The organism is Rhodococcus sp. ACS1 (genome assembly GCF_002300155.1).
GTDB lineage: Bacteria > Actinomycetota > Actinomycetes > Mycobacteriales > Mycobacteriaceae > Rhodococcus_F > Rhodococcus_F koreensis.
The window spans coordinates 260,449-274,436 of sequence record NZ_NSDZ01000012.1 but is presented as its reverse complement, the minus strand read 5'-3'; the positions used below and the strand labels follow the sequence as shown (position 1 = coordinate 274,436).

The 13,988-nt window shown below is 67.1% G+C and carries 15 protein-coding genes; 8 read left to right on the top strand and 7 right to left on the bottom strand.

Annotated features, from left to right (window positions below; genetic code table 11):
• Positions 1–91 precede the first annotated feature (91 nt).
• Together CJ179_RS45750 and CJ179_RS45745 are read left to right on the top strand one after the other, a co-directional pair.
• Entirely contained in the window at positions 92–571 is a 480-nt protein-coding gene (locus tag CJ179_RS45750; RefSeq protein ID WP_095865842.1) for a MaoC/PaaZ C-terminal domain-containing protein, read from the top strand.
• Positions 572–668: 97 nt separating this feature from the next.
• Positions 669–992: a hypothetical protein gene (locus tag CJ179_RS45745; protein ID WP_095865841.1), complete on the top strand. Its 324-nt coding sequence runs from the start codon at positions 669–671 to the stop codon at positions 990–992.
• Positions 993–1,325: 333 nt separating this feature from the next.
• Here the strand turns inward: CJ179_RS45745 and CJ179_RS45740 are convergent, their stop codons facing one another.
• Complete coding sequence (locus CJ179_RS45740; protein ID WP_072944180.1) at positions 1,326–1,688, bottom strand: VOC family protein; 363 nt, start codon at positions 1,686–1,688, stop codon at positions 1,326–1,328.
• A gap of 120 nt (positions 1,689–1,808) precedes the next feature.
• On the opposite strand from CJ179_RS45740, the gene CJ179_RS45735 reads away from it, so the two are divergent.
• The 3 genes from CJ179_RS45735 to CJ179_RS45725 all read left to right on the top strand — a co-directional run bounded on the left by CJ179_RS45735 (position 1,809) and on the right by CJ179_RS45725 (position 4,342).
• On the top strand, positions 1,809–2,765 hold the full coding sequence (locus CJ179_RS45735) for an ADP-ribosylglycohydrolase family protein (protein ID WP_095865840.1): 957 nt from the start codon (positions 1,809–1,811) through the stop codon (positions 2,763–2,765).
• A 355-nt stretch (positions 2,766–3,120) separates the two neighbouring features.
• The gene (locus CJ179_RS45730) at positions 3,121–3,822 is read left to right on the top strand and encodes an alpha/beta fold hydrolase (protein ID WP_095865839.1); all 702 of its coding nucleotides are present in this window, start codon (positions 3,121–3,123) and stop codon (positions 3,820–3,822) included.
• Positions 3,823–3,901: 79 nt separating this feature from the next.
• Complete coding sequence (locus CJ179_RS45725; protein WP_072944185.1) at positions 3,902–4,342, top strand: SRPBCC family protein; 441 nt, start codon at positions 3,902–3,904, stop codon at positions 4,340–4,342.
• A 47-nt stretch (positions 4,343–4,389) separates the two neighbouring features.
• On the opposite strand, the gene CJ179_RS45720 is transcribed toward CJ179_RS45725, so the two are convergent.
• On the bottom strand, positions 4,390–6,057 hold the full coding sequence (locus CJ179_RS45720) for a plasmid pRiA4b ORF-3 family protein (protein WP_257016199.1): 1,668 nt from the start codon (positions 6,055–6,057) through the stop codon (positions 4,390–4,392).
• A 195-nt stretch (positions 6,058–6,252) separates the two neighbouring features.
• Here CJ179_RS45720 and nhaA point away from each other — a divergent pair, with 195 nt between their 5' ends.
• Positions 6,253–8,121 (top strand): Na+/H+ antiporter NhaA, encoded by a 1,869-nt coding sequence (nhaA, locus tag CJ179_RS45715; protein WP_095865837.1) that lies wholly within the window; start codon positions 6,253–6,255, stop codon positions 8,119–8,121.
• 26 nt (positions 8,122–8,147) lie between these two features.
• On the opposite strand, the gene CJ179_RS45710 is transcribed toward nhaA, so the two are convergent.
• Entirely contained in the window at positions 8,148–8,495 is a 348-nt protein-coding gene (locus CJ179_RS45710) for a GNAT family N-acetyltransferase (protein ID WP_095865926.1), read from the bottom strand.
• Positions 8,496–8,589: 94 nt separating this feature from the next.
• Between CJ179_RS45710 and CJ179_RS45705 the strand changes: the two genes are divergently transcribed.
• Entirely contained in the window at positions 8,590–9,486 is an 897-nt protein-coding gene (locus CJ179_RS45705) for an LLM class flavin-dependent oxidoreductase (protein WP_095865836.1), read from the top strand.
• A 39-nt stretch (positions 9,487–9,525) separates the two neighbouring features.
• On the opposite strand, the gene CJ179_RS45700 is transcribed toward CJ179_RS45705, so the two are convergent.
• Positions 9,526–10,701, bottom strand: coding sequence for a serine/threonine-protein kinase (locus CJ179_RS45700; protein WP_095865835.1), 1,176 nt, complete (start codon positions 10,699–10,701; stop codon positions 9,526–9,528).
• A 61-nt stretch (positions 10,702–10,762) separates the two neighbouring features.
• Here CJ179_RS45700 and CJ179_RS45695 point away from each other — a divergent pair, with 61 nt between their 5' ends.
• The gene (locus CJ179_RS45695) at positions 10,763–12,160 is read left to right on the top strand and encodes a plasmid pRiA4b ORF-3 family protein (protein ID WP_095865834.1); all 1,398 of its coding nucleotides are present in this window, start codon (positions 10,763–10,765) and stop codon (positions 12,158–12,160) included.
• Positions 12,161–12,183: 23 nt separating this feature from the next.
• On the opposite strand, the gene CJ179_RS45690 is transcribed toward CJ179_RS45695, so the two are convergent.
• The 3 genes from CJ179_RS45690 to CJ179_RS45680 all read right to left on the bottom strand — a co-directional run bounded on the left by CJ179_RS45690 (position 12,184) and on the right by CJ179_RS45680 (position 13,858).
• Positions 12,184–12,660: a hypothetical protein gene (locus CJ179_RS45690; RefSeq protein ID WP_095865833.1), complete on the bottom strand. Its 477-nt coding sequence runs from the start codon at positions 12,658–12,660 to the stop codon at positions 12,184–12,186.
• Between the two features lie 78 nt (positions 12,661–12,738).
• Positions 12,739–13,380 (bottom strand): hypothetical protein, encoded by a 642-nt coding sequence (locus CJ179_RS45685; RefSeq protein ID WP_095865832.1) that lies wholly within the window; start codon positions 13,378–13,380, stop codon positions 12,739–12,741.
• 73 nt (positions 13,381–13,453) lie between these two features.
• Positions 13,454–13,858: a hypothetical protein gene (locus tag CJ179_RS45680; RefSeq protein WP_257016198.1), complete on the bottom strand. Its 405-nt coding sequence runs from the start codon at positions 13,856–13,858 to the stop codon at positions 13,454–13,456.
• Positions 13,859–13,988 lie beyond the last annotated feature (130 nt).

The following is a 13,988-nucleotide window of genomic DNA, read 5'->3' as shown; positions in this document are numbered from 1 at the left end:
TCTTCTGCGGCCGGCGGCAGGGCGCTGTCGCTGCAGCCGTCGTGCGGTCATATCCTCGACGGAGTCTCCGTGTTCGTGGAGGCGCGAGCGAATGATCGGACGGTTTGTGGTGGACAGCAAGTGTGACGTCGTCTATGCGGACGACCTCAGGGTCGGCGAGAGGTTCGAGCTGGGCTCGTACACGGTGACCGAGGAGGAGGTGCTCGAGTTCGCGGGGCAGTGGGATCCGCAGTCGTTCCACATCGACCGTGAATCCGCAGACGAGGGCTATTTCGGTGGGCTCATCGCGAGTGGTGTCCACACGATTGCGGTGTGTCAGCGACTGTCGGCGACCACTCTCTACGCCCGCTGGAGCGTCATCGCAGGGAGCCGGATGCGCGACGTCAACTTCCTCCGGCCGGTGCGGCCGGGTGACGTGCTGACCGGGAACCTGCTGATCGAGGACGTGAAGCAGGACGGTCGGGGGCGGGCGTTGGTGACCGTAGCGACTGAGATTCTCAACGGGTCAGGCAAGCAGGTGCTGACGTCGGTGACCGAGATGTACGTGCGCTGCCGCCCAGAAACCGACTGATCGTCGAATTTTCTGGACGAAACACCCTCGTCGAGGATTGTTTTTCGGGTTTCTGGGTATCGCAGCCTGGGAGGCCATGAAACCAACGGAGGCAATCATGAGAATGGGTAGGAGGGTCGCCGCGGTGGCAGTGTTCGCGGCTTCGATCGGATTGGGAGCGTCCGGTGTCGCCTGGGGCGGCAGTCTCGACTCGGCGGTGCCGGTGCGCAGGCCGGATGTCATTCAGCCGATGCCGCCCGGGTTCCCGCAGAATGGTCCGATCGGGTGCGACGACTGGGCGGAACCGTACGAGAACAACGTCCCGGCGTGGGGCACCGATCCGTACAACCAATTCGACAACTGGTGCGACGGCCCCGACGACGGTCTTTCCGCGCAGCAGCCGCCGGTCAACGACGATCAAGGCCGGACGGTCAATCCCTGATCCGGCGGTGATCCTTCACACGAGGCAGTGGGCCGTCGTGTAGCTCGGTCGTGAACTGAGACCGACCGCCCGTCAAGTGTCATCCACGAAATTCGCGTTTCGAGGGTTGTGTACGTTGTTCATGGGCACGGACCGTTGTCGGCGTCATTCACCTATGGGAGGCAGTGGGCAGCTGCCTTCCGGCGTTCAATAGGACGGTTGGTGCGACGGACCGCCGCAACCGGCCATGTACACCGCGGTGACGAGGGCGGGGGCGGGGGCGACTCACCGAACGAGCCGTAACTGATCGATCCGAATCAGGGCGCCCGGGAACCTCGTTGCGGGCGCGCTGATTCAGTTGCCGGAGGGCGGTTCGTGCAGACCGAAGGCGGACCCTTGGTCGTCGTGGCAGAGCTTGAATCGCCCGAATTTTGCTACCGACTCGGGATCGTCACCCAGATCCACGGCGTCGATTGTGCCGCCGAGTGCCAGCACGTGCTCGACTGCGGCGTCGAGGTCCGGCACCCGGAAGAAGACGTAGGGACCGGCGCCCTCGTCGCCGCCGTGGATCCCGCCCGGCACGTTCGGGGTGGCGATCGAATATCCCGATCCGCCGGGTCCCGATTCGAATTCCCAGCCGAACAACGCCGAGTAGAACTTTCGGCCCTGCTCCGTGTTGGCCACACCCAGTTCGAAGAACGACAGTTCGCCCGACATGAGCACTCCTCCGTCGACAGTGTTTACGTGACGCTACGCCGACGTGCCGACACGCAGAAGTCTTGCATGTTAGATCGATAGTGCTCTAAGATTAGAGCGAATTCGATCTAAGGGGGATTTGTGGAGTTGACCGAACGCCAGACCGACCGAGCCGCAGGCGTATTGATCGCCACCGCCGCGGGTGACGCGCTCGGGGCGGGATACGAGTTCACCACCCCGGCGGCCGATGCGGTGATCGACATGGTCGGGGGCGGCATGTTCGACTGGGCGCCGGGGGAATGGACCGACGACACGTCGATGGCCGTAGCCGTCGCGGAGGTGGCAGCGTCCGGAGTGGACATCGGCCGGGATGACGGACTGGATGCCGTTGCTGCACAGTTCGTTCGGTGGATGGATTCGAACCCGCCCGACGTCGGCAATCAGACGCGCGCCGTGCTGTCGGCCCGCGACGGCTCGGCCACCGCCATGCAGCGGCGGGCACGCAGCATCACGGGGAGGAAGGGCGGCAACGGTTCGCTGATGCGGACGGCCCCGGTCGCGCTGGCGTATCTCGACGACGCCGAGGCGTGCGCCGAGGCTGCGTACCAGATCGGTGCTCTCACCCACGACGATCAGCGCGCCGGAGAAGCGTGCCGGCTGTGGTCCCACGCGATCCGGCACGCAGTGCTGTTCGGGACGTTCGACGGGGTGCGGGGATACCTGCAGGTGGCGCCCGCTGAGGTCGGCGAGTACTGGGGACCGCTGCTCGACCAGGCGGAACGCGGCACACCCGCCGACTTCCCGAAGAACGGCTGGGTGGTTCACGCCCTGCAGACGGCGTGGTGGGCGATCAGCGGCGCCGACGATTCGGGGCCGCATCACCTTCGGCTGGCCCTCGAGCGGGCCGTCCGGGCGGGCAACGACACCGACACCACCGCGGCGATCGCGGGTGGGTTGCTCGGTGCCCGGTGGGGTGCGTCGGCGGTCCCGGACCGGTGGCGCCGGATGCTGCACGGCTGGCCGGGATATTCCGCGGACGATCTCGAGCGGCTGGCGATGGCTGCCGTGCGGAGGGGTGAACCGGCCGACCGGCGCTGAGCATGAACGCGATTCGTACGTGAGCGGCGCGGTGTGCCGGGGTGCGCGGCGCCACTCACGTATAGGGGTACTACGTCAGGCCGCCAACTCGTCGGCGATTTCGATGTCGATTTCCTCATCGGTCATTCCGCCGAAGAGATGGTTGGTGAACATGTCAGCTCGGTTCTTGTCGTGTGTGGTCGTTCCCGGCACGATCGGAGCGACTCGTCCGATCTATGGTGTGTATCGCCTCCGGCGGCGCTGCCGTTTCACTCCCACAGGTGAGTGGCAAAGTGTCCTCGGACGCGCATTCCCGCTCACGTAGCGCTTAGGCTCATCTCGACCGTTCGTGTCCCGGAACAGGAGATGAGTCGAGATGCCCGCAACCTTCGTTCTGCTGCCCGGCGCCGGCTCCGACTCGTGGTACTGGCACCGCGTCGCGCCGATCCTGGAGGGGAGCGGGCACTCGGTGATCGCCGTCGACCTCCCGTACGGGGACGACGACGCGGGCCAGTACGAGTTCGCCGACGTCGTCGTCGACGCGGTCGAGGACGTCGAGGGGACGATCGTGCTGGTCGCGCAGTCCATGTCCGCGTTCACCGCGGCGATCGTCTGTCAGCGCGGCGAGGTCGACGTCGACCTACTGGTTCTGGTGGCACCGATGCTGCCCGCGCCGGGGGAGGCGCCGGGGCGGTGGTGGGAGACCACCGGTCAGCCGGAGGCGAAGCGGGCGTTCGACCTATCGGAGGGCCGCGACCCGGACGCGCCCGACGACCTGCGGGCGCTGTTCTTCCACGACGTGCCCGACGACGTCACCGAGGAGGCGTTCAGCCACGAGGAGCCGGTCATGTCGGATACCCCGTTCGGGACGGTGTGGCAGGCGGAGGCGTGGCCGTTCGTGAAGACGCGGGTCGTCGCCGGCAGCCGTGATCGGCTGTTTCCGCTCGACTTCATGCAGCGGATCGTCCGGGAGCGGCTGGGTATCGCACCGGAGGTCATCGACTCGGGACATCTCGCGGCACTCGCGCGCCCCGGCGAACTTGCTGCCATGCTGGAGCGCTACGCGTCCGAACTGTAGGCCAGGTGAGTGGCAAAGCGTGCTGGAGGACGCATTGCCACTCACCTAGGCACCCGGAAACGAGGAGGAGAAGCACCAGATGGCGTTGTCGGTATCAGGCGAGTTCGAGATCGAGGCGAGCCCCGAACAGGTCATGGCCGCGCTGGTGGACGTCGAACGCATCCCCGAGTGGTCGGCGGTGCACAAGAAGGTGGTCGTCGAGTCCCGGTTCGACGACGGACGCCCTCGCACCGTGCGGATGACGCTCGCCGTTCTCGGCGTCTCGGACACTCAGCTCGCCGAGCACAAGTGGATCGGCGACGAGCACATGTCGTGGACGCTCCTCGAGAGCGAGAAGCAGAAGTGCCAGGAAGGGGAGTACCGACTGGTCCCCACCCCGCGCGGGACGTCGGTTCAGCTCACGATGGCAGTGGAACCGAAGGTGTGGGTGCCGAAGTCCGTGCTGCGTCAGGGGCAGAAGCAGGCCGTGCGCTTGATCCGCAAGGGATTTACCCAGTTCGTTCTCGAGAACTACGTCTGAGTCGGTGTCCGCCCGTGATGCGCGGACACCGACGCGGGTGGCTCCCTTTACGCGAACAACGTCTCCAAGGCTTTGTTCACCCGGGCTCGATCGAACGATGTCGGATCGAGTTGCTGACCTGGGCGAAGGCCGAGCCACTCCCGGATCTCGGAGTGTTCCTCGTGATGCGGGTCAGCGCTGGCTTCGATCTTGTTCGCCCAGCCCCACGGCCCGCCGGAATCTTCGTAGGGCGCCATATTGTGTCCATCGAGGCAGAGCGCGGCAGGGGAGTCGGGTGCAGGGTTGTCGACCGACTCGACCTCGATGTGGTGGATCCAGTCGTCACCGAAGTCGTACAGGTAGGTGAGACAGTCGCCGACCGAGCTGAGCAACAAACCGATCGCGACCTCCTCCTCCGGGACGGCAGTACCCACGACATCACGGTGCGCGATGTCGGCCGCGGGAATGAACACTTCGCCGCCCGAGTACGCCGGTCCGGCGGAGAACTCGTGGAGATGAGAGTCTTCCCACCCGAACGCCGACTGGACAATGTCATGGAGAGCGGCGAGCGGAAGCGCGGCATCGAGTCGAATGCGACGCCAGACAGGAATGTGCGTGCCTTCCAGCGAGATCCGCACGGTAATGTGTGAATCCAACCCTCCGGATGCCGCGTACTCGTTTTCTGCATTCGCGAGTTGGACGGCGCGAAGGACGGCAGGCTGCAGCGCGGCTGGAACTCGGTACGCGTCATCCCTGGTCAGCCATTTCTGTTCCACCAGCGTGTCCAAACGGTCGTAGACGAAGTCATCCATCAGCGATTGCTCGTCATCGAACGGCGCGTCTTCCGAGCTGGCAGTGGGCTCCTCTGTCATCCCCGCCAAGATCACCTGGATCACCACGATATCGCTCAGATACGCGGGGTCGAGTGGATCACATTGCGTCGATACGAGTTGCCTGCGGACGTATTCGGTGACAGCTGCACGAATCAGCGGTAGCGCGCGGGCTGTGCGGTCGGTGACCAGCTCCGCGTTCGATCCGCGGACCGCCCGTGTGGAGTTGACGGTAATGAGACCGATCTCTTCCGCGATTTCCCACAATTCCAACAGTTCGGGCACATCGCGCATCGAGCGGATGCGCCGCGCCCGCGGAAACCCGTCGGAGTCGACGGCGAGATCGATACCCAGCGCGTGAGCGAGATCGGGAAGCGAGACGGGTTTGGGCACCTTGGTGGAGGTGACGGGCGCACCCGCGCCGACCCATTCGACGAGTGCGACGAGGGTCGTGATCACCGGAAGCGAGGTGAGTGCGCGAAGTTCGTCTTCTACGTCCACGGCGGGAAGTGTGATGTCGTCCGGAAGGAGGACGGGTGGTTGCGGCTCGAGGAATTCGATGAGGTCCTCGATGCAATGAATGAGGTTGTTCTCGGTGCCGGTCCACAGCCGGTTTTCGTCGAGATAGTTGAGGAAGGTCAGGGCCGAGGCGACGATCGCCATGGCGACGTCCTCGACGTCGTCGGCAGCTTCTGCGGATACTTGGTCGGCGACATCGAGCAGGTTGTGCGCGTCCGCGGGGAGCCAGCCGGTGGCGCGGAATCCGCGGCGGCCGCGTGCGAGGTTGGTGAGTGTCGACTCGACGAGGTGCGCGAAGAGATCCGTGTCTACGGGGAGATCGCCCGTGTGCAGCCATTGGACGAAGTTGTCGATAAGAGCCGGGTCGACGGCGGGAGTGGGAAACATCGGCACAATCGTCGAGCGGTTCCTCCGCTGGCGTGCCTGCTGTTTTGCCGCCCGCTTCTGGCCCGGATTCCTACCCCGCTTCGACCCCATGCCGCGATGATATCGCGGCCGGATCGGAGTTTGATCGGACCGCCGGGCGGCCCGAGCGTGGCGGCGTTAGGCTGACCAGCGGCAGAGGAGGTGAGTGAGGACCAGATGACGGTCGAGCAGAGCAGCCCCACCACACTTCGACGATTGTCGGCGCGGTTGGCCCTGATCCGCGACGACACCGACGACGACAAGTTGTCGGCCGGCTTCCTCCTCGTCGCCACGATCCTCGCGTTGGTGTGGGCCAACATCGGTGATTCGTACGAGTCGTTCTGGCACACCCCGGTGACCATCCAGATCGGCGACTACAGCATCGGTCTCGACCTGAAGCACTGGGTCAACGACGGGTTGATGACGCTGTTCTTCTTCGTTGTCGGGCTGGAGGTGAAACGCGAGCTGACGATCGGCGAGCTCACCGACCGTGCCCGCGCCGCCGTGCCGCTGCTCGCCGCGATCGCGGGTCTGGCGCTGCCCGCCGTCCTGTTCCTGCTCCTCAACCCCACCGGGGACGAGGCCAGTGCGTGGGGAGTCGTCGTCTCCACCGACACGGCGTTCGTGCTCGGCGCACTCGCGCTGGTCGGACCGAGGTGCCCGGCCCGACTGCGCGTGTTCATCATGACCCTGGCCGTCGCCGACGACATCGGCGCCCTCGCCATCATCGCCGTCTTCTACACCGACAACCTGCGGCTCGGACCGCTGCTGCTCGGGTGCGTCGGACTGCTGCTGATCCTCAAGCTGCGCAAGCTCGAGGTGTGGCGGGGTGTGGTCTACTTCGTCGTCGCGGCCGGCACATGGGTCGCGTTCTACGAGTCCGGCGTCCACCCCACCCTTGCCGGTGTGCTGATCGCGCTGATCCTGCCCGTGTATCCGCCGCGGCGCAGCGAGGTGGAGCGGGCAGGTGAGCTCACGCGGGCGTTCCGGCAGTCACCGAACTCCGACTACGCCCGCGCCGCCCAGCTCGGGGTGCTGCGCGCGGTGTCCGTCAACGAGCGGCTGCTGCGCTTCTACCAGCCCTACACCGCGTTCCTCGTGGTCCCGATCTTCGCGCTCGCCAATGCCGGCGTGGTCATCACCGGGCAGACGCTCGCGGAGGCGGCCCGGTCTCCGCTGGCGTGGGGCATCGTGCTCGGCCTGGTGGTCGGCAAGCTCGTCGGCATCACCGCGGCCACCGCGTTGTTCTCGAAGCTGCGGCCCGGCAGCCTGCCACCCGGGCTGAGTCTGTCGCAGATCGCCGGCGGCAGCGCGCTGGCCGGCATCGGTTTCACGATCTCGCTGTTCATCGTCGACCTGGCCATCGACTCGCCCGAGCTCGCCAACGACGCCCGCGTCGGCGTCCTGACGGCGGCCGTCATCGCCACCGTCCTCGGGTGGGCGCTGTTCCGGATCTCGGACTGGGTGCACCCCCCGACGGAGGTCGTCGGACTTACCCTGCTCCGGCCCGTCGCCACCGGCCGCGATCACGTGCGCGGGCCGGTGGATGCGCCGCTCACCCTCGTCGAGTACGGCGATTTCGAATGCCCGTTCTGCAGCAAGGCCACCGGCAGCATCCGGGACGTGCGAGCACAGTTCGGGGACGAACTCCGCTACGTCTTCCGGCATCTCCCGCTCGACGCCGTCCATCCCCATGCCCGGTTCGCCGCCCAGGCGAGTGAGGCGGCGGCCGCCCAGGGCCGGTTCTGGGAGATGCACGACCACCTGTTCGCCAACAGCGACGCCCTCGCCGAGGACGAGATCTTCGGGTACGCGGCCGAGTTGGGGCTCGACATGGACCGGTTCGAGGAAGACATCCGCAAAGGCACGTACGGTCACCGCATCGACGACGACGAACTCGACGCCGAGTCGAGCGATTTCCGGGGGACCCCGACGTTCTACCTCGGTGCGACGGGCACCGACCTCACCCGGCACACCGGGCCGTACGACGCCGCGACCCTCATCCGGCAGCTCGAGGAGGCTCGCGGCGCCGACGGCGCACCCTGATCAGCGCTGCCGACGGCGCACCCTGATCAGCGCTCCCGGTGCCGCACCGCCTCGATCGCGTCCGGGGTGACCGGGTCGACGTCGTTGGCGAAGTCGTCGTGCTTCTCGAGGTAGCGGGCGACGAACGGGCAGATCGGCACAATCCGTTTGCCGCCCCCGACGGTCTCCGTCAGCGCGCTGCGGATCAGCGTGCTGGCCAGGCCGCGGCCCGCGAACTGCTCGCCGATCTCGGTGTGGAAGAAGATCCGCTGATTCTCGTGGTCCAGGTATTCGGTGAACCCGGCCAGCTCGTCGTCGACACGGATTTCGAAGCGGTGGTGTTCGGGCGCGTCCCGGACGTCGGGTGCGGGAGCGTCTTTCGTGTCGTCTGTCATGAACCCACTATGCCGCGCGACGAACCGGGTGTTCCCGGCGGCCACGGTGTTGGATGATCGAGGGGAGCCCAGTGATCCGAGAAGGGACGCCGTCATGACCGACTACGGCAGGACCCCGCAGTTCGGGGTGTTCGTCACCCCGACGGTGGAGTTGCTGGCCAACACGTTCGAACTCGCCGCGCTCGCCGACGACACCGGACTCGACCTGATCGGCGTCCAGGATCACCCGTACCAGGCGAAATTCCTCGACTGCTGGTCGCTGATGGGCATGCTGCTGGCGCGGACCGAACGGGTGCGGGTGTTTCCCGACGTCGCGTGTCTGCCGCTTCGCCCGCCGGCGGTGATGGCGAAGGCCGCGGCCAGCCTCGACGTGATGTCGGGAGGCCGGTTCGAGGTGGCGTTGGGTGCAGGCGCGTTCTGGGAGGCGATCGGCGCGATGGGCGGTGACGTGCGCACGCCCGGGCAGGCCGCGACGGCAGTGGAGGAAGCGGTCGAGGTGATCCGCCTGATGTGGTCCGGTGAGCGTGCCGTGTACTCCGGCGGTGAGCACTACCGCCTCGAGGGCGTGCACCCCGGACCGGTCCCGGCGCACAGTATCGGGATCTGGCTGGGCGTCGGTGGCCCGCGAATGCTGCGGGCGCTGGGACGCTCGGCCGACGGGTGGGTGCCGTCGAGTTCCTATTTCCCGCCGGAGATTCTGCCGGGCATGCACGCGAAGATCGACGCGGGTGCTGCGGACGCCGGCCGCGATCCGGCTTCGATCGTCCGCGTCTACAACGTGTTCGGCCGGGTGGGCGACAGCCGGTCGGACACGCTCTTCCACGGCACCGCCGAGCAATGGGTGAGCCAACTGACGGACCTCGTGGTGGAGACCGGCATGGACACATTCGTCTTCGGCACCGACGGCGACGACCTCGACCAGATCAGGAAGTTCGCGACCGACGTCGCGCCCGCGGTCCGGGCCGCGGTAGACGCGCGTCGCGACTCCTGATGGGCGCACGCTCGGCCCGACCGCAGGACCCCGATCAGGTCAGTTGCCGTCCTTGTCTTTGTCCTTGTCCTTGGTCTTGCCGTTCCCGTTGTTGCCGTTGCTGTTTCCCGGACCCGTCTTCGGGGCGTCGGCCGGCGGGGCCGGTGCGACGGGTTCGACGTCGACGGTGCCGCTCGGGGGAGCTACGGGCGCCGGGGGCGGGGCGACGGCGGTGGTGCTCGGGCCGGGACCGACGGTGCCGTTCTGATTCTGCGACGCGATGGCCAGTGCCGCCACGGCGGCGGCCACCAGCAGAGCGGCGACGGCGGCGATGATCACGCCGGTCCGCCCCGGTCGCCGACGCTGGGGTGCCGGCGGGTGAACGGGTGTGGCGGGCGTGAATGCCCTCGTCGGCGGCGGGTGTGCGACGGGCGTTCCGAGAACGGCGGCCCGCATCGACTGGGCGTCGGCGTGCCGCTGCCGCGGATCGCGGGACATCGCACGTTCGATCGTGTGCACGAGGTTCGGGTCGGCGTCCGGACGCACCACGTGGAGAGGTCGGGCCGCCCCGTCGGTGATGGCCCGGGCGAGCGACAGGATGTTGTCGCCGGCGAACGGCCGGTGCCCGGCGAGGGCTTCGTAGCCGACGACGCCGACCGCGTAGAGGTCGTCGGCGGTCGTGGCGGGTGTGCCCAGGATGCGATCCGGACTGAGATAGGCCACGGTGCCCAGCACCTGTCCCGTCGCCGTGTGGTCGGACGCCGCGCTCTTCGCGATGCCGAAGTCGGCGACCTTCACCGTGCCCGACGCGGTGAACAGCACGTTCCCCGGTTTGATGTCGCGGTGCAGGATCCCGGCACCGTGCGCGGCGCCGACGGCGGCGAGCACGTCGGCGAGGATCGACCGCACCCGCGCGTCGGGTACGGGTCCGGCGGCGATGTCGTCGGCGAGGGTTCGCCCGGGCAGGCGTTCCATCACGATGTAGGCCACTCCCGCGTCCTCGCCGCAGTCGTGCACCGCGACCACGTTCGGGTGGTTCAACGTCGCGGCCAGCCGGGCCTCGGCCTCGAACCGCCGGCGGGTGTCGGGGACGGACGCGAGTTCGGGGCGCAGCACCTTGATCGCGACCGGGCGCTCGAGGCGCAGGTCCCACCCGTCGTGGACGTCGGCCATCCCGCCTCGGCCCAGCACTCCCCGCAGCTGGTATCGACCTGCGAGAAGTGCGGACACAGACATGCCTTCACGCTATCGTCACCACTTGTGCCGGACACTTCTGCCTCCCGCCTACCATGACGCCATGACCGCTTCGGGTAAACGCCGACACCTGTCCGTCGTTCCTGACGTGCCGGTGATCGTCCGGCCGTCCGAACGGCGGGGCCGACGCCGCGTCGCGGGCTACCACCTGCGTATCGAACTCGACGAGGTGTCGCCGCCGATCTGGCGCCAATTCGTGGTGCCGTCGAACCTGCGGCTGCACGAGTTGCATCCGATCGTGCAGACGATCATGGGCTGGCAGGACAGCCACCTGCATTCGTGGGTCGGCGGTGAGCCGCCCGCGTCGGAGCGCTACGACATGCGCGAGAGCATCGAGGAGGGTTTCGCCGACGAAGAAGACGAGTTGTGCGAGGACGCGGTGCGGCTCGATCAGGTGCTCGCCGAACCGGGGGAGCAGCTGTCCTATCTGTACGACTTCGGCGACGGCTGGGAGCACACGATCGTGCTCGAACGGATCGACGCCGACGCCTCGGAGCCGACCGTCACCTGCCTCGCCGGCGCCCGCGCGTGCCCGCCCGAGGATTGCGGCGGACCGGGCGGATACGACGACCTGCTGAAGGTCCTCGCGACGCCGTCGCACCCCGGTCATCACGACGCCGGGGCGTGGGTCGGGCCGGGCTTCGCACCCGAATCGTTCGGCGTCGACACCGTGAACCGTGGCCTGCGGATCGAAGCGGTCATCCGTGACCACGGGCCGGTGACGGATTCGAAGTTCGCGGCACTGCTGCGACGGATCCCCCATCAAGCTGCCCCGCAAGTCTTTTCGCTTCTCGAGCGCGCCCACCTCACCGACCGGCTGGGCGACATCCACGAAACGATCGAAGCGGCGACATTCCACCTGCGGTGGTTCCTGAACCGCATCGGTCCCGACGGCATCACACTGACCCAGGCGGGCTACCTGCCACCGGCCGTGGTGGCGGAGATGCGGCGGGAACTGCCGGGCTTCGACGACTGGCCCGCCACCAGCAACCGCGAGTCGGATCAGCGGCCGGTCCACCTGCTCCGCGAATACGCCAAGACCCTCGGACTGGTGCGCAAATACAAGGGCAAACTGATTCGCACCAATCTCGGCTCCGCGACGGCAAGCGATGCAGGTCGGCTGTGGGCACACCTTCTCGACCGGCTGCCACTGGCGGACGAGCCCATCGAGCGGGAGGCCGGATACCTCGTGCTCCTCACCCTCGCCGCCGGCACCACGTCGGACGAACGCCGGGACGTCATCGCCGAAGGCCTCGCCGCCCTCGGCTGGCAGACGAGCGACGGGACCATCGTCGGCCGGGAAGAACTCTTCTGGATCGCCCGCCCCACGATTTCGTTCCTCGAACTCACCGGCGCCATGGTCGAGGGCTGGGTCCAGCGCGACCAGCCGATGGACCCCGTCTGGGGTCGCCTCTTCGCGCAGATGGTGCTGTCGATGTAGGTGGACTGTTCGTTTTGTCCGGGCTAACTGCCCGACGATCCTGCCATCAACAGCACACCGAGAATGGACGGCATCGCAGCGGACCCCACAGCCGCCGAACCGATACCCGCGCCGAGTCCGAGGGTCGTCATGTTGCGGTAGTCGACGGCTTCGATGGGCGGAAGCCCGGGAATCGGGTTGGGAACAGGGTCCGCTCGACGCCAGCCTCCGCACCGGTGGGTGGTGAATTTCGCGTCGCCCGGCTTGATCTCGATGGTTTGTGAACCCTCGCCGAAGGAATTTTCGAGAATCGAACTGTCGGATGCGGTGCGCGACCAGTAACAGCTGCTGCCACCCGACGACGACCACAAGCCGGGTTGTAGGTCTTGCGGGCCGTAACCGACTCGGTACGTGCCGTCGCCGCTCAGGTAAGTGCCCGCGTTGGCCACGCCAGCGCCGGACACCGCTATTGCTACCGCCGACGACGCGCACAGCATCGCCCCCACGAACTTGTGCTTCACTAAATCTCCCTTGTGATGTGTCGACCGGTCTTGTGCGCGGTCATGATGGAGTGGGCTGAGTTCTGGGCCGCTGCGTGGTTAGCCAGTCTTCGTCCACGTCCCGCAGTCTTGGCTCTTGAACGCGGCGTCCGACGACGAGATCGTGACGACGGACGGACCGCTGGGTACGTCGTTGGCAATCAGGTCGTCGAACTCACCTGACGTGCCGGACAAGCGTTCCCAGTAGCAGTACGGACCGCCGGTGGTGCGGTAGGTGCCCGGATTGATGTCGACGCCCACTCGGTGGAGTCCACTGCCGAACGTCGATCGGGCAGCGTCGGCTTCGCGGGGGACGAGTCGTTGCTCCCGGCTGTCCAGTTGTTGCTTCCGCTCGTCGAGTTGAGCGTTCACGGTGACCGCATGCTGGTTTGCTGCCACCTGCGTTTCCTGTGCCTTCTTCATGGCCGCTTCCGCGTCGCCTGCCGCCTTCTCGGCGTCGGCAGCCTTCCCCGCGACTTCAGCGCTTTGCGCAGCCAGGGCCTCGCGCTCACCGGCGAGCGCGGCGTCGATCTTGGCCTGGTTCTCTGCCTCGCTGGGGGTGGTCGAGAGGCCGATTCCCACACCGGCCGCAAGGGCGACGACGACACCGAAGATCCATGGCCAGCGCCGAAGTCGCTTGGTCTGGGGCGCATCTCCGGGAACCGGCTCAGCGACGGGGTCGAGGTAGAGGGGTTCGGTCACAGTGATCTGCCTCTGATAGTTCGGGAGCGCCCCCACCGCGGGTGCTTGTGGGGGCGATCTGCTGGGGCTGTGGTCAGGAACCGAAGATCGACGGTGCCGGTGCCGGTGCCGGTGCCGGTGCGGCGGGCGCCGGCCGGGCCTGGGGTTGGGCGGCGGGAGCGGGCGTCCATGTTCCGCAGTCCGTGGAGGAGAAGACCATGTCGGTCGGCTTGATGGTGACGATCACCTTCGGTGAGTGGGTGTAGTCCATGGCGATGATGTCTTCGTACTCACCGCTGGTGCCCGACAGGCGCTCCCAGTAGCAGCCCATGATGTCGTCGACGGTGCCGCTGCCGACGTACGTGCCCGGGGCGATGTCGACCCCCACGATGTAATCACCGGCGCCGAACGAGGTAGCGGGTGCCGCATTCGCGATCCCGGATCCGAGGCCGGCGATTGCGAGAGTGATTGCAGCGGTGAGTGAAACCTTGCGGAACATGTAGATGATCAGCCTTTGCTCAGGATTTGCGAACCTGCGGTCGGTTCGTTGAAACGGAAAGTATCAGGCCCGTCCGACAAGTGCGCCCGGCAGGGGTCTTGAGCACAGTTTCCGGTTCCCGTTGTCATTT

Excerpts from the sequence above, each read along its gene's own strand:
- CJ179_RS45750 (WP_095865842.1), top strand. The coding sequence starts at position 92 with ATGATCGGACGGTTTGTGGTGGACAGCAAGTGTGACGTCGTCTATGCG.
- CJ179_RS45745 (WP_095865841.1), top strand. The coding sequence starts at position 669 with ATGAGAATGGGTAGGAGGGTCGCCGCGGTGGCAGTGTTCGCGGCTTCG.
- CJ179_RS45740 (WP_072944180.1), bottom strand. The coding sequence starts at position 1,688 with ATGTCGGGCGAACTGTCGTTCTTCGAACTGGGTGTGGCCAACACGGAG.
- CJ179_RS45730 (WP_095865839.1), top strand. The coding sequence starts at position 3,121 with ATGCCCGCAACCTTCGTTCTGCTGCCCGGCGCCGGCTCCGACTCGTGG.
- CJ179_RS45725 (WP_072944185.1), top strand. The coding sequence starts at position 3,902 with ATGGCGTTGTCGGTATCAGGCGAGTTCGAGATCGAGGCGAGCCCCGAA.
- CJ179_RS45720 (WP_257016199.1), bottom strand. The coding sequence starts at position 6,057 with ATGTTTCCCACTCCCGCCGTCGACCCGGCTCTTATCGACAACTTCGTC.
- nhaA (WP_095865837.1), top strand. The coding sequence starts at position 6,253 with ATGACGGTCGAGCAGAGCAGCCCCACCACACTTCGACGATTGTCGGCG.
- CJ179_RS45710 (WP_095865926.1), bottom strand. The coding sequence starts at position 8,495 with ATGACAGACGACACGAAAGACGCTCCCGCACCCGACGTCCGGGACGCG.
- CJ179_RS45705 (WP_095865836.1), top strand. The coding sequence starts at position 8,590 with ATGACCGACTACGGCAGGACCCCGCAGTTCGGGGTGTTCGTCACCCCG.
- CJ179_RS45700 (WP_095865835.1), bottom strand. The coding sequence starts at position 10,701 with ATGTCTGTGTCCGCACTTCTCGCAGGTCGATACCAGCTGCGGGGAGTG.
- CJ179_RS45695 (WP_095865834.1), top strand. The coding sequence starts at position 10,763 with ATGACCGCTTCGGGTAAACGCCGACACCTGTCCGTCGTTCCTGACGTG.
- CJ179_RS45680 (WP_257016198.1), bottom strand. The coding sequence starts at position 13,858 with ATGTTCCGCAAGGTTTCACTCACCGCTGCAATCACTCTCGCAATCGCC.